Genomic DNA, 22,341 nt, shown 5'->3' with positions numbered 1-22,341 from the left:
CCGTTAGACCGGCCGGAGGCCGATCACGCGCTCGCCCGTCGTCTCCGAGGTCGTGATCTCGAGGGCGACGGTGAGTCCGGTCTCGACGTCCGCGACGTCGATGCCGATGACCTGTCCGGTCAGGCGAACGGGGCCGAAGTCGACGACGGCCGTCGCGTAGGGAGCGTCGTCCTCGAAGGCCGGCGTCGGAACGTGCGTGACCGTCACCGTCCGTATCTCGCCCGTTTCGGAGAGGTCGGCCTCGGCGATGTCGGTCGAGCCGCAGTCGGGACAGACGCGGCGCGGCGGCAGGGAGCCGTGGCCGTTCGCACACTCGAGGTAGTAGGCGTCGCCCTCCGCGGCGGCCGCGAGCCACTCGTCGAAGCCGGCGTCGGCGACGGGATCGGAATCGCTCATCGGTCCACCTCCAGAACGTGAACGGTCGCGCTCGCGACGGTGCCACCCGCGTTGTGGGCGACGGCGGTCGTCGCGTCCGCGACGTGGTCGCTGTTGGGATGGTGGCCGGCTAGCAGCTCGGTCACCTCGGCGATCTGGGATGCGCCGGTCGCGCCGACCGGGTGGCCCTTCGCTTTCAATCCGCCCGAGAGGTTGATCGGCATCTCGCCGTCCGCGGTCGTCCGGCCGTCGCGGGCCGCCGAGATCCCCTCGCCGATCGGCTCGAGATCGAGCGCCTCGAGCGCGAGCACTTCGGCGATGGTAAAGCAATCGTGAACCTCCGCGAAGTCCACGTCACCGGCGTCGACACCGGCGTCGGCGTACGCCTCCGCACCGGCCTCGCGTGCGGCGGGCGAGCGCGCCAGGTGCTCGCGGTCGTGTAAGGCCATCCGGTCGCCGCCCTGACCGGTACCCGTGATCGCGACCGGGGCCTCGAGATCGTGGTCCTCGGCGTAGGCCTCGCTCGTCAGCACGAGCGCCGACGCCCCGTCCGAGATCGGACAGGCGTCGTAGAGGCCGAGCGGCTCCGAGACCGGCGGGGCCTCGAGAACGTCGCTGACCTCGATCGCGCGCTGGTACTGGGCTTTTTCGTTGGAGAGTGCGTTCTCGTGGTTCTTGACGGCGATATGGGCCAGGTCCTCGTGCTCGCCGCCGTACGCGTCGAAATAGGCCTGGGCCATCAGTGCGTACGCACCGGGGAACGTCACGCCGGCGCGCACTTCCCAGAGGTCGTCCGCGGCGATCGCGAGCGCTTCGGTCGCGCCCGCGGTACCGAGGTTGGTCATCCGCTCCGCCCCGCCCACGAGAATCACGTCGTTCTCGCCGGTCCGAATCCGTTTGACCGCCTCGCGGACCGCGGTGCCGCTCGAGGCGCACGCGGACTCGTATCGGGTTGCGGGGGCCTGGACCCCCGCCGCTTCGGCCATCAGCGGCCCCTGGTGGCCCTGGTGCTCGGAGAGTTCGCCCATGAAGTTGCCGTAGAGGACGGCCTCTACGTCGTCTCGGGGAACGCCGCTCTCTTCGAACGCCGTGATGGTCGCCTCGGCAAAGAGATCTCGACTGGTCCGTTCGGGACTGTTACCGAACGACGTCAGCCCTGTGCCTGCGACACGTACGTCACTCATGTACACACGTATAGTGTGCGAACCCGTTAATACTCCGCGGTTACGGCTGCGTACGTGGCAGCTCGTTGGTATGTCCGGTAGATCGATCGATATCGCCCTTGCCGGCGGCGAAAGACGCTCTTGCCGCGTACTGATGACCGATGACGGGGGACCCGCAAGGTGGCCGCGGCCCAACCGGCAATGGCGGACAGGTGACCGGCTCTCCCTGGCGACGTCTCATCGGTTCCCACGTAGTTGGGCGTACGCAACGACTGTCGGTTAGATGCTAGTGGAAAGCTCACAGTCAGCAACAGTGGATGGGACGACACTCAGAAGTTCGGCAACTGTCTCGAGATCCGCCAGGTCCACGACCTCGACGGGCGTGTGCATATAGCGGTTTGGGACGCCGACGTTCACCGATGGAATCCCCCCGCGTGAAGTATAGAACGCATCAGCATCCGTCCCAGTGTTCGTTCCTGATGCCTGTAACTGGATATCGATATCGGCCTCGGAGGCGGTCCGTCGAACTGCATCAACGAGTCGCGGATGGTTTGCGCTTCCGCGTACGACGACCGGGCCCTCACCGAGTTCGACACCGGTTTTTTGACCTGCCGTGATATCCGGTGTGTCCGTCGCGTGAGTCACATCTATCGTGACGACTGCATCAGGTGCAAGATCGAAGCCGACCATTTTCGCGCCCTGTAACCCGACTTCCTCCTGGACCGTAGAGACGGCATAGATCGTCGCCTCGTGGTCGCGTTCGGCCGCCCGTCGAAGTGCGTCCGCCGCAGCCCAGATACCGATACGATTGTCCAACCCACGTGCTGCGATCCGTCCGTTCTCCAGTTCGGAGATCGTTTGATCGAACGTAATCGGATCGCCGCGTTCGACCAATTCCTCGGCTTCGGCCGCGTCTTCAGCGCCGATATCGATATACTGCTCGTCGATATCGGTAAGCGATTCGTCTTCGTGATCACGGAGATGAATCGCCGTCTGACCGATCACTCCCGGAACCGGCCCAGCGTCGGTATGAATACGGACGTGCTGGCCCTTCGAGACGGTACGGTCCGAACCCCCGACAGGAGTTATTCGGAGGATACCGCGTTCTTCGATATCCCGAACCATGAAGCCGATTTCGTCGCTGTGTCCGGTGAGGGCGACCGACGTATCGTTTCCCTCCAGCACGGCGACGGCGTTTCCGTAACTGTCGGTCCGCACCTCGTCGGCAAACTCCTCGACGTACGCTATCCAGCGGCGTTGACCCGGTGTCTCGAACCCGGATGGCGTCGCTGTGGTAAGTAATTCCTCGAGGAACCGACGGCGTTGTTGCTCCATGCACCGACGTGGTGCCCGATAGGTGAAAAACTCGACCATGATCTCGCGGACACGCCCGTCGCGACTGCTGTAGTGATCGCCGGCCCGAAACGACGGGTCCACCGCTGCCAGACGGAACGCATTTCAGGTCACCTTGACATCTATATCACCACTAACGTTCATGGACGCTTCCGACCTCCCCGACCCCGAGGGCATCTCACCGCTGTCGTGGCGGCTTCTCCGCGTCGCGGCCGGATACGAACAGCGGGCGGTCGAGCGAGAGATAGACGACCTCATCCAGGCACACCTCTCGATGCTCGAGAGCGGGAGTCGCTCGCTCTCTCGAGCGCGCCGGGAGACGCTGCTGGAACTCTACGCCGCGGAACTCACTGCCGAACAGGTGCGGGCGATCGTCGATCATTTCTAGGGACGTTCACGAATAGAAGCGTTTAAGGATTGTAATGATAATTCCTGTGTGTATCAATGATACACCGCCTCATGGGTGCCTCAAGCAGCCGATTAGCCCTGTTCGCCCTCGCAGGGATCGGAACGGTCGCAATCGCAGCCGCACCGTCGCCGTCGGGGCTGTCGATGACTGGCCAGTACGCGCTCGCGACGATGTTTTTCGCCGGGTTCCTCTGGGTCACCGGCGCACTACCGCTCGCGGTCACCGCGCTGACGATCCCCGTCTTGCTCACGGGGACCGGCGTCTACGACTCGATGGACGCCGCCCTCGTCGGGTTCGCCGATCACATAATTTTCCTGTTTTTGGCCGGGTTCATGCTAGCCAACGCGATCCAGAAGTACGACATCGACCGGCGGATCGCGCTGTATTCCATCGCCAAGATGGGCAGTTCGCCGCGGCGGCTGATCTTCGCGATCATGATCGTGACCGCCCTGCTATCGATGTGGGTTTCCAACACCGCGACGGCCGCAATGATGACGCCGATCGCAGTCGGGGTCCTCAGCCAGATCCTCGACCGGGACGATCTCATGTCCTCGGACGAACAGGATCGGACGAGCGACACCACTGAAACGGTCTCCGACGGCGGGACCGTCGAGTCGACGGCCGCGTTTACGAACCTCCGGATTTCGATGCTGCTCGGAACCGCCTACGCCGCGAGCGTCGGCGGCGTCGGGACCATCATCGGGACGCCACCGAACGCGATCCTCGTGAGCCAACTCAACGCCATTCTGGACTACGAAATCGGGTTCACGGAGTGGTTCATCGTCGGGTTCCCGGTCGTCGTCGTGACGCTGCCGCTCGTCTGGTTCCTCCTGACGTACGTGCTGTACCCGCCCGAGGTACCGGACGTCGAGCGGGCGCGAGCCACCGCTCGAGAGCAACTCGAGGCCGAAGGCGACCTCGACCCCCGCGGGAAACGGGTGGCGGCGATCTTCGCCGTGACGGCGGGACTCTGGATGCTCGGCGGACTCGGCGACCTCTTCGAGCCGTATCTCTCGGCCGTCTGGATGACGACCGTGTTCGGCGGCGAGGGCATGACGATATTCGGCGTCGAGGGCCACCAGGGACTGCTCTACTACGTCATGGTCGGCGTCGCGGCGGTCCCCGCGCTCGTGCTTGCCGACACGATGGAGTGGGACGAACTGGTCGACATCGACTGGGGGACGCTGTTGCTGTTCGGCGGCGGCATCTCCCTCGCGAACGCGCTGGCGGACACGGGCGCGACGGAGTGGATCGCCGACACCGTGTTCAGCGGGCTCGTCGGTGCGCCCATCGTCCTCGTCATCGGTGCGGTCGTTCTGGTCGTCATCTTCCTCACCGAAATGACCTCGAACTCCGCGACGACCAGTATCATCGTTCCCATTCTGATCAGCCTCGGGAGCGTCTTCTCGGCGACGCTCGGGCTGACCGACTTCTCGACCGCGCTCTTCCTCTCGGTCGCCGGCGCGATCGCCGCGAGCTTCGCCTTCGCGCTGCCGGTCGCGACGCCACCCAACGCCATCGTCTTCGGCAGCGGTTACGTCGAACAACGCCACATGCTCCGGGCGGGGCTGGTCCTGAACGCCGTCATGACCGTCGTTCTGACAGGGGTTATCTGGGCGCTGTTCACGTTCGTCTGGCCACACCTGCTGTGGTGAGCACCGGACCTGCGACGCCGGCGTGTGCTCGTGGCGTCCCAGCCGAATTCTAACTGGGCCGTTCGATCGCCCGCCGTGGACTCGAGTGACTGCCCGTTGGCATCCGAACGTGGTCACACTGGTGTGCTCGGCCGATTTGTCAAACCAGGTGCGTTCGATCCGTTCTCGAGAGCGGTGCTGACCGTCAGAACGCGAGTGCGTCCACGAGGATCGCGACCAGCACGGCCCCGAGGAAGGCGTTCGAAGCGTGGAACGACCGGAACGCGGCGGCCTCGGTCTGCTCGAAGTGGAGTCGCACGGCGGCCCAGAGGAAGATCCCGCCGAAGACGACGACGGTCCCGGCATACAGCGCGCCGAGGTCGGTGATCCATGCCAGCGCGATCGAACTCACGAGCGTCGCGGCGATGTAGTAGACGATCTGCTTTCGCGTTTCGGTCTCCCCGCGGACGACGGGCATCATCGGAAACCCGCCGCGAGCGTAGTCGTCCTTGTACGCCAGCGCGAGGTTATAGAAGTGCGCCGGCGTCCACAGGAAGATGACCGCCGCAAGCGCGAGTCCCGGCCAACCGATCTCGTTCGTGACGGCCGCCCAGCCGATGAGTGCGGGCAACGCGCCGGCAGCGCCGCCGATAACCGTGTTCTGGACCGTGTTCGGTTTGAGCAAGAGCGTGTAGACGACGCTGTAGAACACGATCGCTGCGAGTCCGAGCGCCGCCGCGAGCCGGTTGATCGTCAGGAACGCGGCCAGCGACGCCGCGGTCAGCGCGAGTCCGAACGCCAGTGCGTTGCGGACCGGAATCAGGTCGACCGCCAGCGGCCGGTCGGCGGTGCGGGACATCTTCTGGTCCACGTCGCGCTCGAGGACGTGATTGAACGTCCCGCTCGCGCCGATCGCGAGGACGCCACCGCCAAGCGTCGCGACGATCGTCGTACTCTCGAGGCCGGGGCCGGCGGCCAGGGCCATCCCGGCGGCGGCGACCAGACAGAGCAGCCACATCAGGCGCGGCTTCATCATCTGGAAATAGGCGAAGGCGGTCAGTCGGGCGCGGGCCACCCGACTCGCGGGCAGCGTGCGTTCGGAGGCGGTCGGCGTCGACTCCTCGAGCGGGGCCGGCGAGTCGATGCCGTCTTCGTCCGCGCTGCCGGTCGCGAGTTCGAGGTCCCAGGCAAGCGCGAGGACGACTCCCGAAAAGATCACGAGTCCGAGCACGAGGTGGAGACCGGGAAGGATCGCCTCGGGACCGATCGTCGCGGTGGCGGCACCGACGCCGATCTGGACGACGTAGAGCGCGGCGGCGGCGACGAGTGTCGCCCGGACGCGCCGCGAGGCGTCACCGAAGGCGGCGGCGTACGCCGTGACGGCGACGAGCAGGCCGACGACGACGGCGGTGAGCCGATGGCCCCACGCGATCGCGAGCTCGGTCTGGTTCAACGGGTCGACCGGGGCGTGACAGGTCGGCCACGTCGAACACGACGCGGCCGCGTTCGTCAGCGAAGTCGTCGCGCCGACGATCAACAGCAGATAGACGCCCAGCGCGGTCGCTGTGAGCAGTGCGGAAAAACGGCGTCGCGTGCCGATCGGGCGGGGAAACGACTCTCTTGCCACGACTATTCTCGTCTACATCGTTCGACTCCGTGTATTTAGGGCTCTCGCTTTTTCCCACCCGTCGCGGACGGGATCGGCCGGTACCGCAGTCCTCGAGAAGCGACCGAAAAGGGATTGTGCTCGATCACGTAGCACGCTTCGTGTCCGGCGACTCGCGCCGTCGCGTCCCTGGGACCGCCGCCGATACGTCGGGACCCCCCTCGTCCAGTGCTCCCGCCATCGACGTTCGGGATGAGACGCCGTCGGCCCGGTGCCCATACTGCAAGCGACCGTTTCGGCGACCGACGCTCGAGTCGCTCCACCGCGGTCTCGCACATTACGACCGTCTCTCCGATCGCGAACGAGCGGCCGCTGAGCGGGCCGCTCGCGACGAGTGCGCGGAGCTGCGGCGCTTCCGACTGTACGCGCTCGGCGTTCTCGTGGTGCTGTACTTCGGCCTCCTTATCATCGCCGCTTTCGTGGTCTGAACGCTTCGGCCGCGTCTCGTCGGCCGTGTTCGACTACATCCCCATGTCTTCGGCGGCCGCCGGAATCGGGAGCTCGTGGGGCGAGACGCCCAGCAGTTCCCCGACGTGATCGAGCGCCATGTCGAAGCCGTAGTAGCGCTCGAGTTCGTCACCGTCGGCGGACGGTCGCACCTTCAACATCGCGTATCCCTCGCGGTTCTGGGCGATCGCGGCGGTTCCGCCGGTCCCGTATTCGCTGGCGTCGCGTTCGAACGCGAGGATTCGTTCGGTTTCGGTCTCCTCGTAGGTCGCCCTGATCCCGTTGGCTGCCGTCGTCCGATCGTCGGTCATACTCGTCACTCGGGGCGCGCCCACCGGGAAACTGTCGGTTCCGGTCGGAGCGTCAAGGCCGAACATCGACACCGATTTTTCGGTTGCCTTCGAGGGTCCGACCAGTGAGCCGTTCGGATTCCCTCCCGGTCCGTCGCCCGCTCGCGACGTTTCGACTCACGCGGTCGGTCGCCCTCCAGTGGCTCGTCGTTTCCGGGGTCGGCTTCTTCGGGTTCGCCTACGCGCTCGGCCACGTCCTCGCGTGGCTCCGCGGGACCTCGCTCGAGCCGATCGTGATCGCGCCGTCCTCGCCGCCGACGGTCGTGAGTTGGCTCGCCGTCTCCATCGGACTGCTCGTCTGCGTCGTCGTCCCGCACGAACTGCTTCACGGCGTGTTCATGGCCCGCTACGGTGACACTCCGCGATACGGGATCGGCGTCTCCTATTTCGTGTTGCCGTACGCCTACGCGGAGACCAGCGGCGCGAACTACACGCGGAACCAACTGCTCGTCGCCCTGCTTGCGCCGTTCGTCGTGATCACAGCCGTCGGTCTCGCCGCGATGGTCGTCGTCCCCACGCCGCTGCTGATCGTCCCCCTGGCGGCGAACGCGGCCGGATCGATCGGCGATCTCTGGATGGCCGCCGCCCTCTGTCAGTACCCCGCCGACGTTCGCGTCGGCGACCCACCGGACGGCGTTCAGGGTTTCGGTATTTACGGCACCGACGAGCAGGTGAGTCGGTTCCCCGGGACGACGCTGCTCTCGCGGTTCCTGACCGGCAGCGTCGGCACTCTCGCGGCGGTCGCGGTCTACGCCCTCCTCGCGGTGTTGCTCTCGCTCGCCTTCGGCTCCGGCGACGTCGTCCTCGGAGACCCCGAGCGGGGCTGGCTGCTCGTCCGTCACGACTACCGGCCCGGCGGGACCGCCGTCCTCGAACTCGGCGATGGCCCGCTACTCGGCACGGCCGCCCTCGGCGGACTCGCGTGGACGGTCGTCGCGACCCTTCGGCGGCGTCTCGAGGCCGCGTGAACGCGGCAACCGTAACGTTCGAGCACCCGTCGCACGGACGGACCGTATGCCCAAGTGGCTTCGAAGCGGCCGTCGCCGAGACATCTGTTTCCTGCTTGCCGCCGCCGACGGCGAACTGCGGGGGCAACAGCTAAAATCGCGCCTCGAGTCCCACTACGACGATCGGCTCGAGCCGAAGTCGTTCTACGGCTCGCTGTCGGCGCTGGTCGACGCGGGCGTCGTCGAAAAGCGAACCGAGGGACTGCACGACGTCTACGCGCTGACCGACGGCGGGGAGCGGCGGGTCCGAGACCACTACGACTGGGTCGGGGACTGTCTCGAGGACGGGGACTGACGACAGCAGGGTGGCGGCCGCGATCGGCGCGCCGTGTCGTCACTCGAGCGAGGGGGTCCTGTACAGATGGACGACGACGTAGATCGGGAGCGCGAACAGCAAGACGAACAGGGGAATCATCGCGCCCCCGCCATCCTCGCCGAACGTTCGGACGATCAGTGTGTACGCGATGATCGCGAGGAACAATTCCGTTCGGTCCATAGGCTCACTGCGCCCGACACTGGCATAAGTGTCGAATGGATGGCGGAGAAACAAAGCCGGGCGGCAAAGAGTGAGAGCAACCGATCCACGAGCCGAATATCGACTCGCGCGGGGCGTCGAGGAGCTACTCCTCGAGCAACTGGTCGCCGATCGTGTTTCGCAGCACCTCGCTGGTGCCCTCGTAGATTTCGTTGAGTTTGGCGTCGCGGTAGAACCGCTGGGCGGCGAAGTCCTTGGTGTAGCCGTAGCCGCCGTGGATCTGGATGCCCTCGTTGGCGACCTCCCGGCTCACTTCGGAGGCGTAGAGCTTGGCCTGGGCGGCGTCCTTGATGTAGTTCTCGCCGCGGATCTTCTTGTCGGCGGCCTTGTGCATGAGCATCTTCGCGGCCTGAATCTTGGTGTCCATGTCCGCGAGCTTGTGCTTGATCGACTGGAACTCGCCGATCGGCTGGCCGAACTGCTCGCGTTCGCCGGCGTAGTCGCGGGCCTCCTCGAAGGCCGCGCGGGCGATGCCGACCCCGCGGGCGGCGATCGTAATGCGGCCGCCGTTCAGGGTTTTCAGCGCGTGGACGAAGCCGTCACCCTCCTCGCCGAGCAATCGCGAGTCCGGAACGCGGAGGTCGTCGAATCGGAGTTCGGCAGTGGGACAGCCCTTGTCGCCGAGTTTGTCCTCGGTGCCCTCGACGATGAAGCCGTCGTCCTCCTCGGGGCGGACGATAAAGGACGAGATGCCCTTGTTCCCCGCATCGGGGTCGGTCTTGGCGAAGAGCGTGACCGTATCCGCCACGGAGCCGTTCGAGATCCAGAGCTTCCCGCCGTTGATGACGTACTCGTCGCCGTCTCTCTCGGCGACGGTCTCCATCGCCGGCACGTCGCTGCCAGCGCCGGCCTCCGAGAGCGCGAACGCCCCGATGTCCTCGCCCGCCGCGACGGGGGTGAGATACTCCTCTTTCTGGGATTCGTCGCCGAACTCGTAGAGCATGTTCCCAGCCAGCGACGTGTGGGCGGCGACGATCGTCCCCAGACCGCCCGAGCCTCGAGCGATCTCCTCGAGCCCGATCGCATAGGAGTGATAGTCCAGCCCGGCACCGCCGTACTCCTCGGGGAAGGGCATCCCCATCAGCCCCAGGTCGGCCATCTCACTGACGAGGTCGGCGGGGAACTCGTCCTCGTGGTCGATCTCCTCGGCGACCGGGACGACCTCCTCGTCGACGAATTCCGACACCATGTCTCGAATCTGTTGCTGCTCGGCCGATAGTCCAAAGTCCATATCGCCGCATTAGGAATCATTACCCTTTACTGTTCTTTCTTCGGTCCGTCCCGTCTCGGTCGCGGGAGGGAAACCAGTCACTCGTGGGCCACGGCCGGCAGCAGCGAACTCGGCTCCCCCGCCTGCGTCGCCGAGCCGTCGGCGTCCCGCCGCTGACGACCGGTGTCGTGACTCCCGGCGAAAACGAGTCGTGACGACAGTCAGTTACGGTCCGGGGCGGCCTCGTCCGGAACCTGTCCATCGACGAGGGATTGGTCGGCGTACTCCTCACGGATATCCTTCTTCGAAAACTTCCCGGTCGCCGTCTTCGGCACTTCCTTGATGAACTCGATCTCGTCCGGCAGCCACCACTTCGGATACTCGCCGGCGAGCGACTCGTTGATCTCGTCGACGAGCGACTCGCGATCGGCACCCGCCGCGGGCACGACGAACGCGACCGGTCGCTCTTGCCACCGCTCGTGGGGCACGCCGACGACGGCCGCCTCGGCGACGCCGTCGTGGGCCATGATCGCGTTCTCGAGTTCGACCGAGGAAATCCACTCGCCGCCGGATTTGATCACGTCCTTCTCCCGGTCGACGATCTTGATGTAGCCGTCCTCGTCGACGGTGACGACGTCACCGGTCTTGAGCCAGCCGTCCTCGAAGTCCGTCTCGTTGGCCTCGGGGCGCTCGAAGTACTCCGTCGTCACCCACGGCCCGCGGATCCACAGTTCGCCGAACTCCTGTCCGTTCCACTCGATCTCCTCGCCGTCGTCGTCGATGACTTTGAACTCGAGGCCAGGGACCACGAGGCCCTGTTTGCTGCGCTTTTCGACCTGGGTGTCGTAGTCCGCAGTCGCCAGATCGGATTTGAGGTGGGAGACCGAGCCGATCGGGGCCATCTCGGTCATGCCCCAGGCGTGAAGCACCTCGACGCCCTGAGTGTCGAACCATTCGACCATCGATTTCGGTGCCGCCGAGCCGCCGACGATGATGGTCTCGAGCGTCGAAAGGTCGACGTCGTGCTCCGAGCAGTACTCCATCAGTCCCAGCCAGACGGTCGGGACGCCCGCGCTGATGGTCACGCCCTCGGATTCGATGAGGGTCGCGAGGTCTTCTGGCTCCGGGGAGGGGCCGGGGAAGACCTGTTTGGCTCCGCCCGCGGTCGCCGTAAACGGCATTCCCCAGGCGTTGACGTGGAACATCGGCACCACGGGCATGACGACGTCGTCGTCGGCCATCGGGATGCCCTGTGGCGTCTGGGAGGCCATCGTGTGGCTCCAGAGCATCTGCTGGGTGTATTCGACGCCTTTCGGATTCCCGGTCGTCCCCGAGGTATAACACATCCCCGCGGGCTGGTCCTCGTCGACATCGGGCCAGTCGTACTCGGTCGCGTGGCCCTCGATGAACGACTCGTACGGCGTCGCCTCGAGGTCGTCGACCGTCTCGCGTCCCATGACGACGAAGTCGACGCCGTCGAACTCGTCGTCGGCGTCGGCGACGGCACCGGCGAGTTTCGGCGCGAGCGACTGGTCGACGAAGATCAGTTCATCGTCGGCGTTGTCGACGATATACTGGATGTGGGCGTCGGGAAGCAGGGGATTGATCGTGTGGAGTTGTGCGCCGATCGAGGGGACGGCGAAGTACGTCTCGAAGTGACGCGAGTGATTCCAACAGAACGTCCCGACCCGGTCGCCGCTCTCGATCCCGTACTCGTCGAGGGCGTTCGCGAGTTGGCTCGTTCGCCCCTCGTACTCGCTGTAGGTGTATCGTTGCATCCCGTCGTGGTTCCGGGAGACGATTTCCGTGTCGGAATAGAGGTTTGTCGCACGCCACAAGAACGGCCGAAGTGTTTGATCTGTTCCGCCTGGCATCTTCGTGTTCTACTGTAGCACAATGACTGTATTATTCTTTTCATACACACAGTATTATGACCGGATTTCCGATCGTTCCGACCCGAGTAGGATGAATGGACATCTAGACAAAAATAACCAATTCGGATCAGATACGCGAACCAACGAGAACAATAGTGTGACCGCCAGCCCCACGGAGCCGACATTCGACGGCGAAACGTCCCACGACAGCAGTCAACCCTCCGGGCGATCCGTGCGGGCGGCGTTCGTTGCCGATATGCCGACGCTGTGCCGTCGCTCGAGTCCCTGCCTCAACTCGAGCCGACAGTCTCGAGCGCGTCCTCGATCGGCGTCGCTCCCGACAGGATTTCGAACGTCTCCCCGTACACCGGCTCGAAGTCGAGCGCGGTCACGAGCGTCCGTGCGACGTCTTCGCGGGGAATGGAACCGGAATCCGGATCGAGTCCGTTGCCCGCTCGGATCTCGCCGGTTCCGGAGTCGGTGGTCAGTTCGCCCGGGCGAACGATCGTCTCCGTCAGAGCGCTCGCCCGGAGGTACTCGTCGGCTTCGGCTTTGGCGATCAAGTAGTCCCGAAGCGGCGCGGGTCCCGCCGCCGGCTCGTCGGCACCCATCGAACTGAGCATGACGAACCGGTCGACGCCCGCTTCGCTGGCCGCGTCGATCAGGGTAATCGCGCCGTCGCGATCGACGCCGTAGACGTCGTCCCCGCCGGAGCCGGCTGCGAAGACGACGGCATCACAGCCCTCGACCGCGTGCTCGACATCCCCGGTCAGGTCCGCGACGACCGGGTCCCCGCCGAGGGCGGCCATCTCGTCGGCTTGCGATTCCGTTCGGATCATCGCTCGAGCGGTTCGCTCGCTCTCGCCGAGCAGTTCCGTGACGTGCTGTCCGACCTGACCGTGCGAACCGGCGATGAGTATTGGCTGGCTCATGGCCGTCATTTCGTCGCTCGGCCACATACCGGTTGTGTCGTTCGCCGCCGAAGAGTGGGTGCTGCGAGTCGCCGTGCCGTCCGGATTTCCGCCGGCCGGAAGAGCACGCCGCGACCGCGGTGTTTTTCCCCAGGGGTCACGAAACTAACTCGAGTAGATGACCACGGGCCAGCCCGAACCTCCCACCGACGCCGATCTCGAGTGGTGTTACGACGCGGTTCACGGCGTTTCGCGGACTTTTTCGATCACGATCGATCGGCTCGAGGAGCCGATGGCGAGACACATCTGTATCGGGTACCTCCTTTGTCGGATTGCGGACACGGTCGAGGATGCGGGGCATATCCCGCCGGATTCACAGACCGAACTCCTCGCCGAGTACGACCGACTGCTCGATCCGGACGCCGAGGAATCGATCACGGCCTTCATGGACGACGTCGAGCCGTGGATTCCCGAGGACCGAACCGACGACTGGGACGTAGTCGCCGAGACGCCGCGGGTACTGCGAACCTTCGAGTCGCTCGACGAGGAGCCCCGCGAAATCATGCGCGAACCGGTCCGCGAACTCGTCGACGGCATGGCGATGTTCACCGACCGGTACGCCACCGAGGGCGGATTGCGGCTCCAGACGATCGAGGAACTCGAGGAGTACTGCTGGTACGCAGCCGGGACCGTCGGCACTCTGATCACGGGGCTGGTTGCTCGCGGCACCTCGCAGGAACGGGCGACGGAAATGCGGGAAAACGCCCGGTCGTTCGCCCTCCTCTTGCAACTGGTCAACATCGCCAAGGACGTCGAGGACGACTATCACGAGGAGAACAACGTCTACCTCCCCGCCGAGTGGCTCGCGGCGGAGGACGTCGACATCGAGGCAGTCACCGACGAGGCCCACCACGGTGGCGTCACGAACGTCATCAAGCGGGTGACAGGCCGCGCCGAGAGCTACCTCGACGACGCCCAGCGCTACCTCGAAGTCGTCCCCGAACACAACGGCAACCGTCTCTCGGCGTGGGCGATCCCCTACCTGCTCGCCGTCGGCACGCTCCGAGAACTGCGCGAGCGCCCCGAAGACGTCGTCCGCGAGGGCGATGTCAAGGTCTCTCGAGCGGAAGTGTTCGCCCTTCTCCAGCAGTTCGAGGACGGCGTCTCCCGCTCTCGGCTCGAGGAACTCCGCAGCAAGATGGCGGAACAGCCGCTCCACCAGTAGCGGGCGGGACCTCGCCGACCGGTACGTTGAACTCGCGCCGGGACGTACTGATACGTGTCCAATGAGTTCGGCTGCCCCGGACGGCCCGATTATCCTCTTCGACGGCGTCTGTAACCTCTGTAACGGGTTCGTCCAGTTCGTTCTTCCCCGGGATACGGAAGGTCAGTTCCGTTTTGCCTCCCTCCAGTCAGACATCGGTACGGAGTTGCTCGCCGAACACGACCTCCCGACCGACGACCTCGAGTCCGTCGTCCTGATCGAGGGCGAGGACTGTTACGTGAAATCGGCCGCCGTCATCCGCATCGCGAACCGGCTGGGCGGCGTCTATCGGCTGCTCGGACCGTTTCGCTTCCTCCCGCGACGACTCCGGGACGGCGTCTACGATTTCGTCGCTGCCCGCCGCTACCGCTGGTTCGGCAAGAAAGACCAGTGTGCGATGCCCCCGGCCGATGTCGACGCCAGTGCACGGTTCCTCGAGTGAGTCGGCGCTCCGTCGCGCTTTGCGTCTTTTGCGTCTTCAGTTGCTACCGATAGCCAGCCGTCGACCCAGCAGTGCGAGCGGATAGCCGAACACGGCGACGGTGCCGACCCATGGGAGCAGCAAGAGACCGTAGACGACCGGCCCGTATCCGAACACGGAGACGGGAGCGATGCTCGCGAGCGCAACGATCGGCGCGAGCGCGGCGAGCGCGGCGACCGCGACGAGCGCGAGTGGGAACCGCCCCCGTTCGGCGGCGTACCCCATCGGGAGACAGAACGCAGTGGCCGCGCCGAAACAGAGCGGGAACGCGTACACCGGCGGGCCGACGAGCAGGAGGGGTCCCCCCGCGGCGACGACCGTCGCGAGGAGTGCCAGCCCGACCAGCCCGCGAGTCTCGAGTCCGGCCCCGAACCGGCGGGCTGTACTCCCGAGCAGGGCGTAGCCGACCCCGAGTGCGGCCAGTGCGACGGCACCCGACGCGGGGTCGGCACCGGTCGCGGCGACGCCGACGACGAGGAAACCACCCGCGCCGACGGCACCGACGGCGACGATCAGTCGCTCGAGCGCCGCGGCATCGAACGCGTCGCGGCCGAAGTCGCTGCGACCGATCGCGAGTCCGACGATCCCGAGGAGTATCGCGGGGATGAGCCCGCCGCTTACGCCGTGGACGAGTGCCGTTGGACCGATCTCGAGGCCGAGCGTAGCGTACCCGCTCGCGGTGCCGCGGACGCCGTCATTGCCGTACGTGACGTAGGTCTGGTCGTCGAAGTCACCGCCCGCTGTCCCCTCGGCGGCCCACGTCACGGTATTGTCGTCAACAGTGGCGTCGGCGGGATGGTTCGTGACGACCGTTCCCGCGGGCGTGTGAATCGTCACCCGATCGGCCGCCATCTCGTAGCGCGTGGGCGATGTCCCGGTCGCGAAGTAATCGATGAGCCAGCTATCGCCGACGCCGCGGTTGGCAACGTCAGTGACAGTGTAGTTTACGACGACCGTCTCGCCCCGGACGCTCGATCTCACGTCTCGAACATCACCGTCGGCCGCGTGGTACCGTGCCCAGGCGTCGTCGACCGCGCCCTCGAGCGCGGTCGCGTTCGTCCGGTAGCGCTCGGCGGCAGTCTCGGTAACCGGCACGCGGGCTTGCCACCGGGAATCCCCGTTGTCATCGATGTATATGTCGAGCACGCCGCGATCCGTTGCACCCGTAACCTCGGCGTCGCTGGCGGTGCTGGGCCCACAGACGCCACAGATCTGTTCCGGAGGGGGTGCGCCCGCGACGGCGGTGACACAGAGGGCACCGACGACGAGACACCAACAGAGGGCGAACGCGAGTCGAGCAGGTCGCATCGTTTCGGACCTCGTGCATCAATACTAAATAACTTATTCCAGGGTAGTCCCACCTCTCGGCGTGAGAGACGAGTGTCGATCGCCCAGTTCGATTCCTCGCGCCGATGTCCGTCGCCGCCGGGTTCCGCCGCCGGTCGCTCCGGACGCGGCGGTCGAGGATAAGCTTCAAGACGAGACAGTGTGAGCTACGGACAACCGGTGACCCGCGTGAGCGAACAAAACGCCGTCAGCGACACGGAGACGGGGACGACTGAGAGCGACGAGGGGGGCCGTGTCGTCGATATCGGGATCACCGTCGATGTCAGCGACGACGGTGACTCGGCCACCGCTGCCGACGCTCCCGTCGAACTCGAGTTCGACGAGGCGGACCTGTTCGAAGCGGCCGACACCGCGACGGACACGGACGCCAAGCCGACGACCGAAGCGATCGAACCGGACGAGCGCGAGGTTCTCGAGACGGTCGATATCGATCCGGCCACGATCGCCGACAAGGAGTACTCCTACCGCATGTTACTCGACGCAGGCGTCGACGAACCGATCGCGGACACCCTCCGCCGGCGCTACTCGCTGCCCTGGTCGTTCGAAAGCGAGGGCGACCTCGACCGGCGCTCGAGCGAAGTGCGAGGGTTGGGCGATGCCGAACGCGAGTGGATCGCCGTCAGCGACGGCGAAGACTGGCAGGCCTTCGAGTACGAGCACTCGGCACCCGTTGCAGTCGAGCGCGAGCGCCCGTCGGAGCGGCCGTACCCCAGACCGACGCCGGTCACGGCGGTCACGGGCGTCGGCCCCGACGACGCCGAGGCGCTTGCCGAGGCCGGCATCCGCTCGGCGGAGCGGCTCGCGACGATCGATGCGATGGCGGTCGCCACCGTCCTCGAATTGAACGTCCTCCACGTCCGAACGTGGCGACACAACGCGCGGGAACTCCTCGGAAACTGAGCGAACCGGCGCGGCCGCGACGTGGCTCGACACGGTACTCGAGCGGTTCACGCCGCGACTGGATGATCGACGGGCAGGAGTCGACACCGGAGTCGATTCGACTGGTATCGATCCGTCGCTTTACCGGACTGATTCCGGCCCGATTACTCAGTCTCGCGTCACTATCGTCGGTCGAAACCCCATCAATTACTACTTTTATACTCAATTTCAATAACTCGGACCATCAGAGATTTATAGCGACCCGTTGGACCGTCTAACAGATGATTCCGATCGACGACTCTCCGATCGTTCGCGACGGCAAGTCACTGATTCTGGCGATGGACCACGGGTTAGAGCACGGCCCGGTCGACTTCGAGGAAGTACCGGAGAAACTCGATCCGGCAACGGTCTTCGAGACGGCAACCCACGACGCCGTCACCACCATGGCCGTCCAGAAGGGGATCGCGGAGGGGTATTACCCCAGCTACGAGGACGACGTCAACCTCCTCCTGAAGCTCAACGGGACGTCGAACATGTGGATGGGCGAGCCCGATTCCGCGATCAACTGCTCGGTCGACTACGCGGCCGAACTCGGTGCCGACGCGGTCGGCTTTACCGTCTACAGCGGCTCGAACCACGAGGTCGAGATGTACGAGGAGTTCCGTCGAGTACAGGAGAAAGCCCGCGAGTACGACCTTCCGGTCGTCATGTGGTCGTACCCCCGCGGTCAGGGGCTCAAAAACGACACCAAGCCCGGAACGATTTCCTATGCGACCCGTATCGCTCTCGAGGTCGGGGCCGACATCGCGAAGGTCAAGTACCCCGGCAGCGCCGACGCGATGGAACACGCCTGCAAGGCCGCGGGCGACATGAAAGTGGTCATGAGTGGCGGCTCGAAGACGTCCGACTACGACTTCTGCTCGACCGTCGAGGCCGCCATCACCGCCGGTGCGAGCGGGCTCGCGGTCGGCCGCAACATCTGGCAGCGCGAGGACCCGACCCGAATCCTCGACGCGCTCGAGGACGTCATCTACGAGGAGGCGACCGCCGACGCCGCGCTCGAGGCGACCGAATAGGATGACGGTGTCCGACCCAGTCGTCGAGACCGTCGTGGCGACGATCGGCCGGTCGGCGACCGAGATCCGGCAGGGGCTGATCGGACGCCGCGGGACGGTCGACGAGGAGAACCCCAGCGGCGAGACCCAGGCCGAGGCCGACGTCTGGGCCGACGAACTGCTCGGCGATCGTCTCACCGGGATCGGCGGCGTCGGTCAGTACGCCAGCGAGGAACGCGCCGCGGTCGTCGACTGCGGCGACGATCCCGCGGCGACCGACGCGTACGCCGTCGCTGTCGACCCGCTCGACGGCTCCTCGAACCTCACGTCCAACAACACGATGGGTACGATCTTCGGCGTCTACGACGCTGCGCTTCCGGCCCGCGGCGACGCGCTCGTCGCGGCCGGGTTCGTCCTCTACGGCCCGATCACGACGATGGTGCTCGCGACCGACGAGACCGTCACCGAGTACGAACTCTCCGGCGGCGAGCGAACGGTCGTCGAGCGTGATCTCACCATCCCCGCGGAGCCCGTCGTCTACGGGTTCGGCGGTCGCGTTCCCGACTGGCCCGACGACTTCCGCGCGTACGCTCGCGAGATCGAATCGGAACTCAAACTCCGCTACGGCGGCGCGCTGATCGGCGACGTCAACCAGGTGCTCACCTACGGCGGCACCTTCGGCTACCCCGCCCTCGAGTCCCGACCGGATGGGAAACTCCGACTCCAGTTCGAGGGGAACCCGATCGGCTACGTCGTCGAGCGGGCCGGCGGGCGGTCCTCGAACGGGACGCAGTCGTTGCTCACCGTCGAACCCGACGCCCTCCACGATCGAACGCCGCTCCACGTCGGGAACGGCGAGTTGATCGACCGACTCGAGGCGGCGCTCGCGTAGTCGCTGCGGCCGGCGGGCCGTTGGGTAATTCCGGCGGTCACTGGTCGCCGTCGTCCGTCCAGGCCGCCGTCACGGTCACGTACCCCCCGACGCCGACCACGAGCAGACCGTAGAACGCCCAGCGGGGCCAGCCGGTCTCGAGAAAGAGCAGCGTCAGAAATAGCACCCACAGCGTGATGGCGAGCAGGTCGGTGAGAATCCTGAGGAGTCCGCTCACGACGGTCCGGACGAGACCGCGGCCGGAACGGGCGGATCGTTGCGTATCGTTACTCATTGGTAACAGGGTATCGCGATCGGCCGTCGACCCGCAACCGAGGCGACCGCCGGTCAGAAGTGGTAGCCATGGTTTTCGGTCAGTCGATAGGCACCGACGCCCCAGACGTAGCTTTGTCCGGGCCACCAGGTGCGGGCGTTGTTGAACCCGGCGACGAGCACGTCGCCGTCCTCGCCGTCGGGGTCACGGTGGTAGCTCACGGAGCCGCTGTCGCCGTCGGTCAGGTCCATCTCGCCGCCCCACCGGATCTGTCCGCGACGACAGAACTCGTCGGTGAAGCAGGTGACCGCATCGATCCCCTGGATCTTTCCCGTGGTGTGGCCGCTCAGGGCACCGACCTTCTCGAGTTCCTCGTCACGGGCGACGAGATCGGCCAGTCCGAACTTGGTGAACTGGCCGCGTACGCGGGGTTGTGATGGTGCTGCGATCCTGCTCGTGGGCTCGAGCCAGCCGTTGGGTTCGACCGCCGCGACGTCTTCGACCGGGTGATAGCGGACGACGGTGCCCAGTTCGACGGGATCGTCACCCGCTCGGGGTAACAGGAGGGCATCGTCGGCCGCGCCGTGGTCCTCGCCGAAGGCGTGGTCGGCCGTCACGAAGAACCGCTGCCGACTGTCGGGGTCGTACAGTGCCGGCCCGAGCGTGGCCATGCTCGAGGGAGTTTCGCAGGCGACGCCGCTCGGAACGCCGCCGTCGATCGCGGCGTCGACGAAGGTCGGCTCCCGGGACTCGGGTCCGTCCTGAATCTCCTCGATATCGATGATCGTCTCGGCGTCGATGTCGATCCCCGCTGCCACTTCTCCGAGCAGTTCGCTCAGCGAGTGGCCGTCGCTCGAGAGGCCGACGGAGACGGTCGCAGTGCCGCTCTCGTAGTCCCCCGGAACGACCGCACTACCGAGGTAGCCGGTGAATGCGGTTCGGGCGAGCAGGTCGTTTAGCTCGAAGGCCTTTTTCACCGCGGCGTACCACTCGGCGGGGACGGAACGCGTCCGTTCCCGAACGGACCATGGATCGTCTGGATCGTCCCTGACGAGAGCGGTAACGACGGGGACCTCGCCGTCGTCGGCGGCGAGGAAGTCGTCGACGCCGAGCCACTGGGCCATCCCGACGGCGAACCCGCCACTGACGACGGTTCGCAGGAATTCCCGCCGGTCCATTCCCGTCTCGACCTGGTCGCGAAGCGCCCCGAGTCGCCGGACGAGACGCTCGGTGCGGACCTCAGACATGCCGCGTTGCAGGTGTTCGGTCGCGTTGCGCCCCGTTCCGCCAACGCGTCTGTGCACGGACACGGGATCGATAACCATTGAAGGAAACGACAAATCGGATCAAAGCGATTCTGCCTGCAGGTGCCGCCGAGGATATCAGCCCTCCGGAACGACGCCGGGACCGCGGTATAATGGCTGTCCGACTGTACCCGAGCGTTCGTGTCGGTCCCCGCCCCAGTACGTGTCGTCTCCGTGCCGGTGATCACGGAGACAAACACGGTCGATCGGTCCGCGCCACGGCAGCGATCCTCCTCCCTCGCAGCGACCGCCGTGATCGGACGGCGACTCGCGGGCGCGAACCGATCGTTCGTTCCTCCTCTCCGCTCGCCGCCGAGTCCCGTCGGTCCACCGACAGGGTCGACGACACCCCTTCGCTCGAGTTACGCCCCGATTACGGGTCGACGATCGTCACAGCCAACACCCGTATCGGCGGTCGCCGCCGCGCCCGGAATCGCGCCAGCCCACCCGCCTACCAAACCGGAGCGATCGGTCCAGACGCTGCCGAACGAGTCGCGGAAGTCGTCCCCACATCGTTCAACGTTTCCTTACTCACCATGCGCCGCCGATTTCGGACGGAGAACCGACCGCTCGGTTCGACGGCGACGAAGACATCGAGGCATCCCTGCCGGATGGGAGCCCAAACGAGTCTCCGACCGTCCGCCGCTGTCTTTCGCCCCGTCTCGCTCGCGTCGAGCGAATGGGTGGGAAGTTACGAGCACTTACTCGAGGTCCGGATCATCCTACGCCTGGCATAACAATACCCCGCGTGAGCGAACCGACGCGTGCTCTCAGGGGCGCAACGGTCCGGTTCGACTCCGGCGGGGAGCCTATGAGTTCCGAGGGTGCGTTCTTTGGCCATCGCCTCCCGGGCGACGTGACGCCGGTCGACCTCGAGCGACTGCTCTGGATGGTCGTCTTCCTGGCGTTGGCCGCCGACATCGTCACGACGTTCGTCGGTCTCCGCATCGGGCTCTCCGAATCGAACCCGGCGGCTCGCGGGGTGATCGAGGGCCACGGCCTGGCCGGCATGCTCGCCCTGAAGGCCTTCGCGGTCGGCGTCGGACTGCTCTGTCGGCTCCTCCTCGAGCGCGAGTACCGCCCGATCGTGCCGGCTGGACTCGCAGTACCGTGGCTGGCTGCCGCCGTTCTCAACGTGTATACCATCTCGAGCGCGCTCTGACTGCGGGTCCTTCGTCGACCGGCGCGTCGGCTACGCGTCGTGTTCGAGGGCGCGTCGGCTACGCGTCGTGTTCGAGGGCGCGTCGGCTACGCGTCGTGTTCGAGGGCGCGTCGCCACGCCCGGACCTCGGCGAGGACCGCCTCCCACTGGTCGCGTCCCCCCGGGACCTCGCTGCCGGTCAGTCGGTCGCGTTCCGCCTCGAGTCGGCTGCGAATTTCGCCCGGCCGCTCGATATGCCGGAACCGGAGCGGCGAGCCGCCCGCGGTCTCGATCGTGACGGTCCCGTACCCGACGTAGCGACCGATCGGGCCCTGTTCGACGGTCGTGTTCTGGACCCGCTCGAGAGAGACGATCCTGACCGTTCGCCCGAGGACGTCACGCCGCGTGGCGGCGACCCCGTTCGTGACGACGAACGCCGTTCGCGAGACGCGGGCGTACTGCCACAGCGCCGGTGTGAGAACGACCGGGACGCCGCCGATCGCGAGGATCGGCAGCACCTCGACGGCGATGGCGGCCAAGAGGACTCCCGTCCCGACGGCAGCAACGGCGATCCACGGGAGGACGGTCTGGGTTCGTGGTCCCGCCTGCCAGCGGACGCGGTCGCCCTCCTCGAGTGGGAGCCATGGAGGAGTCGACGCGGACGGATCGGCGGTCGGCGTCGACTCGTCCGTCCCTCCGTCCGGCCCGCCGGCCTCAGAGCGACTGGTCCTCGTCATCAACAGGGGATCGCCACGGCCTCCCCAACCGATTCGTTCGCTCCCCCTCGTCGC

At 66.0% G+C, this 22,341-nt stretch carries 24 protein-coding genes; 11 read left to right on the top strand and 13 right to left on the bottom strand.

Annotation, left to right across the window (positions count from 1 at the left end):
- Nucleotides 1-3 precede the first annotated feature (3 nt).
- From FGF80_RS13060 to FGF80_RS13050, 3 genes are all read right to left on the bottom strand, one after another.
- Nucleotides 4-396 (bottom strand): Zn-ribbon domain-containing OB-fold protein, encoded by a 393-nt coding sequence (locus FGF80_RS13060; protein WP_006185376.1) that lies wholly within the window; start codon nucleotides 394-396, stop codon nucleotides 4-6.
- Complete coding sequence (locus FGF80_RS13055) at nucleotides 393-1,559, bottom strand: thiolase C-terminal domain-containing protein (RefSeq protein WP_006185375.1); 1,167 nt, start codon at nucleotides 1,557-1,559, stop codon at nucleotides 393-395. Before FGF80_RS13055 ends, FGF80_RS13060 begins: the two co-directional genes overlap by 4 nt.
- 258 nt (nucleotides 1,560-1,817) lie before the next feature.
- Nucleotides 1,818-2,873: a M20/M25/M40 family metallo-hydrolase gene (locus FGF80_RS13050; protein WP_138654468.1), complete on the bottom strand. Its 1,056-nt coding sequence runs from the start codon at nucleotides 2,871-2,873 to the stop codon at nucleotides 1,818-1,820.
- Nucleotides 2,874-3,033: 160 nt separating this feature from the next.
- On the opposite strand from FGF80_RS13050, the gene FGF80_RS13045 reads away from it, so the two are divergent.
- Nucleotides 3,034-3,279, top strand: coding sequence for a hypothetical protein (locus FGF80_RS13045; protein WP_006185373.1), 246 nt, complete (start codon nucleotides 3,034-3,036; stop codon nucleotides 3,277-3,279).
- Between the two features lie 164 nt (nucleotides 3,280-3,443).
- Nucleotides 3,444-4,955, top strand: a complete 1,512-nt coding sequence (locus tag FGF80_RS13040) for an SLC13 family permease (protein WP_006185372.1) — start codon at nucleotides 3,444-3,446, stop codon at nucleotides 4,953-4,955.
- A 184-nt stretch (nucleotides 4,956-5,139) separates the two neighbouring features.
- Here the strand turns inward: FGF80_RS13040 and FGF80_RS13035 are convergent, their stop codons facing one another.
- Nucleotides 5,140-6,561, bottom strand: a complete 1,422-nt coding sequence (locus tag FGF80_RS13035) for a heme o synthase (RefSeq protein ID WP_138654466.1) — start codon at nucleotides 6,559-6,561, stop codon at nucleotides 5,140-5,142.
- Nucleotides 6,562-6,677: 116 nt separating this feature from the next.
- Between FGF80_RS13035 and FGF80_RS19630 the strand changes: the two genes are divergently transcribed.
- Nucleotides 6,678-7,028 (top strand): DUF7410 domain-containing protein, encoded by a 351-nt coding sequence (locus FGF80_RS19630; protein ID WP_138654464.1) that lies wholly within the window; start codon nucleotides 6,678-6,680, stop codon nucleotides 7,026-7,028.
- A 33-nt stretch (nucleotides 7,029-7,061) separates the two neighbouring features.
- On the opposite strand, the gene FGF80_RS13025 is transcribed toward FGF80_RS19630, so the two are convergent.
- Nucleotides 7,062-7,358, bottom strand: a complete 297-nt coding sequence (locus tag FGF80_RS13025; RefSeq protein WP_049908040.1) for a DUF7111 family protein — start codon at nucleotides 7,356-7,358, stop codon at nucleotides 7,062-7,064.
- 104 nt (nucleotides 7,359-7,462) lie between these two features.
- Here FGF80_RS13025 and FGF80_RS13020 point away from each other — a divergent pair, with 104 nt between their 5' ends.
- Nucleotides 7,463-8,365 (top strand): DUF3267 domain-containing protein, encoded by a 903-nt coding sequence (locus tag FGF80_RS13020; protein ID WP_138654462.1) that lies wholly within the window; start codon nucleotides 7,463-7,465, stop codon nucleotides 8,363-8,365.
- 46 nt (nucleotides 8,366-8,411) lie between these two features.
- The gene (locus tag FGF80_RS13015) at nucleotides 8,412-8,699 is read left to right on the top strand and encodes a PadR family transcriptional regulator (RefSeq protein WP_006185367.1); all 288 of its coding nucleotides are present in this window, start codon (nucleotides 8,412-8,414) and stop codon (nucleotides 8,697-8,699) included.
- A gap of 39 nt (nucleotides 8,700-8,738) precedes the next feature.
- Here FGF80_RS13015 and FGF80_RS19250 read toward each other — a convergent pair whose 3' ends face one another.
- The 4 genes from FGF80_RS19250 to FGF80_RS13000 all read right to left on the bottom strand — a co-directional run bounded on the left by FGF80_RS19250 (nucleotide 8,739) and on the right by FGF80_RS13000 (nucleotide 12,982).
- On the bottom strand, nucleotides 8,739-8,900 hold the full coding sequence (locus FGF80_RS19250; RefSeq protein ID WP_175417033.1) for a hypothetical protein: 162 nt from the start codon (nucleotides 8,898-8,900) through the stop codon (nucleotides 8,739-8,741).
- 124 nt (nucleotides 8,901-9,024) lie between these two features.
- Nucleotides 9,025-10,170 (bottom strand): acyl-CoA dehydrogenase, encoded by a 1,146-nt coding sequence (locus tag FGF80_RS13010; RefSeq protein WP_006185365.1) that lies wholly within the window; start codon nucleotides 10,168-10,170, stop codon nucleotides 9,025-9,027.
- 200 nt (nucleotides 10,171-10,370) lie between these two features.
- Entirely contained in the window at nucleotides 10,371-12,023 is a 1,653-nt protein-coding gene (locus FGF80_RS13005; RefSeq protein WP_006185364.1) for a long-chain fatty acid--CoA ligase, read from the bottom strand.
- A 290-nt stretch (nucleotides 12,024-12,313) separates the two neighbouring features.
- Nucleotides 12,314-12,982 (bottom strand): SDR family oxidoreductase, encoded by a 669-nt coding sequence (locus tag FGF80_RS13000; protein WP_006185363.1) that lies wholly within the window; start codon nucleotides 12,980-12,982, stop codon nucleotides 12,314-12,316.
- 130 nt (nucleotides 12,983-13,112) lie between these two features.
- On the opposite strand from FGF80_RS13000, the gene FGF80_RS12995 reads away from it, so the two are divergent.
- Both FGF80_RS12995 and FGF80_RS12990 read left to right on the top strand, forming a co-directional pair.
- Nucleotides 13,113-14,159, top strand: a complete 1,047-nt coding sequence (locus tag FGF80_RS12995; RefSeq protein WP_138654460.1) for a phytoene/squalene synthase family protein — start codon at nucleotides 13,113-13,115, stop codon at nucleotides 14,157-14,159.
- A gap of 61 nt (nucleotides 14,160-14,220) precedes the next feature.
- On the top strand, nucleotides 14,221-14,640 hold the full coding sequence (locus FGF80_RS12990; RefSeq protein WP_006185361.1) for a thiol-disulfide oxidoreductase DCC family protein: 420 nt from the start codon (nucleotides 14,221-14,223) through the stop codon (nucleotides 14,638-14,640).
- Between the two features lie 36 nt (nucleotides 14,641-14,676).
- Here the strand turns inward: FGF80_RS12990 and FGF80_RS12985 are convergent, their stop codons facing one another.
- Entirely contained in the window at nucleotides 14,677-15,987 is a 1,311-nt protein-coding gene (locus tag FGF80_RS12985) for a hypothetical protein (protein ID WP_138654458.1), read from the bottom strand.
- A gap of 207 nt (nucleotides 15,988-16,194) precedes the next feature.
- On the opposite strand from FGF80_RS12985, the gene FGF80_RS12980 reads away from it, so the two are divergent.
- From FGF80_RS12980 to FGF80_RS12970, 3 genes are all read left to right on the top strand, one after another.
- Nucleotides 16,195-16,926, top strand: a complete 732-nt coding sequence (locus tag FGF80_RS12980) for a hypothetical protein (RefSeq protein ID WP_138655533.1) — start codon at nucleotides 16,195-16,197, stop codon at nucleotides 16,924-16,926.
- Between the two features lie 260 nt (nucleotides 16,927-17,186).
- A complete protein-coding gene (locus FGF80_RS12975; RefSeq protein ID WP_006185358.1) occupies nucleotides 17,187-17,981 on the top strand; it encodes a class I fructose-bisphosphate aldolase in 795 nt (264 codons plus the stop codon).
- A 1-nt stretch (nucleotide 17,982) separates the two neighbouring features.
- Nucleotides 17,983-18,852 carry a class 1 fructose-bisphosphatase gene (locus tag FGF80_RS12970; RefSeq protein ID WP_006185357.1) on the top strand — a complete coding sequence of 290 codons (870 nt, stop codon included), beginning with the start codon at nucleotides 17,983-17,985 and terminating at the stop codon, nucleotides 18,850-18,852.
- A gap of 37 nt (nucleotides 18,853-18,889) precedes the next feature.
- Here the strand turns inward: FGF80_RS12970 and FGF80_RS12965 are convergent, their stop codons facing one another.
- Together FGF80_RS12965 and FGF80_RS12960 are read right to left on the bottom strand one after the other, a co-directional pair.
- Nucleotides 18,890-19,126: a hypothetical protein gene (locus FGF80_RS12965; RefSeq protein WP_006185356.1), complete on the bottom strand. Its 237-nt coding sequence runs from the start codon at nucleotides 19,124-19,126 to the stop codon at nucleotides 18,890-18,892.
- Between the two features lie 53 nt (nucleotides 19,127-19,179).
- Nucleotides 19,180-20,430, bottom strand: coding sequence for a hypothetical protein (locus tag FGF80_RS12960; protein ID WP_138654456.1), 1,251 nt, complete (start codon nucleotides 20,428-20,430; stop codon nucleotides 19,180-19,182).
- A 790-nt stretch (nucleotides 20,431-21,220) separates the two neighbouring features.
- On the opposite strand from FGF80_RS12960, the gene FGF80_RS12955 reads away from it, so the two are divergent.
- A complete protein-coding gene (locus FGF80_RS12955; RefSeq protein WP_006185353.1) occupies nucleotides 21,221-21,571 on the top strand; it encodes a DUF5658 family protein in 351 nt (116 codons plus the stop codon).
- An 86-nt stretch (nucleotides 21,572-21,657) separates the two neighbouring features.
- Here the strand turns inward: FGF80_RS12955 and FGF80_RS12950 are convergent, their stop codons facing one another.
- On the bottom strand, nucleotides 21,658-22,287 hold the full coding sequence (locus FGF80_RS12950) for a PH domain-containing protein (RefSeq protein ID WP_138654454.1): 630 nt from the start codon (nucleotides 22,285-22,287) through the stop codon (nucleotides 21,658-21,660).
- Nucleotides 22,288-22,341 lie beyond the last annotated feature (54 nt).

Source organism: Natrinema pallidum, from assembly GCF_005890195.1.
Taxonomy (GTDB): domain Archaea; phylum Halobacteriota; class Halobacteria; order Halobacteriales; family Natrialbaceae; genus Natrinema; species Natrinema pallidum.
Note: the sequence above shows the minus strand (reverse complement) of the source record. Positions and strands in the feature narration are given on the sequence as shown.

Bases quoted from the DNA above. Each gene is read 5' to 3' on its own strand.
- FGF80_RS12950 (WP_138654454.1), bottom strand. From the start codon at position 22,287: ATGACGAGGACCAGTCGCTCTGAGGCCGGCGGGCCGGACGGAGGGACG.
- FGF80_RS12985 (WP_138654458.1), bottom strand. From the start codon at position 15,987: ATGCGACCTGCTCGACTCGCGTTCGCCCTCTGTTGGTGTCTCGTCGTC.
- FGF80_RS12970 (WP_006185357.1), top strand. From the start codon at position 17,983: ATGACGGTGTCCGACCCAGTCGTCGAGACCGTCGTGGCGACGATCGGC.
- FGF80_RS12975 (WP_006185358.1), top strand. From the start codon at position 17,187: ATGATTCCGATCGACGACTCTCCGATCGTTCGCGACGGCAAGTCACTG.
- FGF80_RS12995 (WP_138654460.1), top strand. From the start codon at position 13,113: ATGACCACGGGCCAGCCCGAACCTCCCACCGACGCCGATCTCGAGTGG.
- FGF80_RS12965 (WP_006185356.1), bottom strand. From the start codon at position 19,126: ATGAGTAACGATACGCAACGATCCGCCCGTTCCGGCCGCGGTCTCGTC.
- FGF80_RS13025 (WP_049908040.1), bottom strand. From the start codon at position 7,358: ATGACCGACGATCGGACGACGGCAGCCAACGGGATCAGGGCGACCTAC.
- FGF80_RS13060 (WP_006185376.1), bottom strand. From the start codon at position 396: ATGAGCGATTCCGATCCCGTCGCCGACGCCGGCTTCGACGAGTGGCTC.
- FGF80_RS13045 (WP_006185373.1), top strand. From the start codon at position 3,034: ATGGACGCTTCCGACCTCCCCGACCCCGAGGGCATCTCACCGCTGTCG.
- FGF80_RS12955 (WP_006185353.1), top strand. From the start codon at position 21,221: ATGAGTTCCGAGGGTGCGTTCTTTGGCCATCGCCTCCCGGGCGACGTG.
- FGF80_RS13040 (WP_006185372.1), top strand. From the start codon at position 3,444: ATGACTGGCCAGTACGCGCTCGCGACGATGTTTTTCGCCGGGTTCCTC.
- FGF80_RS13050 (WP_138654468.1), bottom strand. From the start codon at position 2,873: ATGGAGCAACAACGCCGTCGGTTCCTCGAGGAATTACTTACCACAGCG.
- FGF80_RS13005 (WP_006185364.1), bottom strand. From the start codon at position 12,023: ATGCCAGGCGGAACAGATCAAACACTTCGGCCGTTCTTGTGGCGTGCG.
- FGF80_RS13000 (WP_006185363.1), bottom strand. From the start codon at position 12,982: ATGTGGCCGAGCGACGAAATGACGGCCATGAGCCAGCCAATACTCATC.
- FGF80_RS19250 (WP_175417033.1), bottom strand. From the start codon at position 8,900: ATGGACCGAACGGAATTGTTCCTCGCGATCATCGCGTACACACTGATC.
- FGF80_RS12990 (WP_006185361.1), top strand. From the start codon at position 14,221: ATGAGTTCGGCTGCCCCGGACGGCCCGATTATCCTCTTCGACGGCGTC.
- FGF80_RS13010 (WP_006185365.1), bottom strand. From the start codon at position 10,170: ATGGACTTTGGACTATCGGCCGAGCAGCAACAGATTCGAGACATGGTG.
- FGF80_RS13015 (WP_006185367.1), top strand. From the start codon at position 8,412: ATGCCCAAGTGGCTTCGAAGCGGCCGTCGCCGAGACATCTGTTTCCTG.
- FGF80_RS13055 (WP_006185375.1), bottom strand. From the start codon at position 1,559: ATGAGTGACGTACGTGTCGCAGGCACAGGGCTGACGTCGTTCGGTAAC.
- FGF80_RS12960 (WP_138654456.1), bottom strand. From the start codon at position 20,430: ATGGTTATCGATCCCGTGTCCGTGCACAGACGCGTTGGCGGAACGGGG.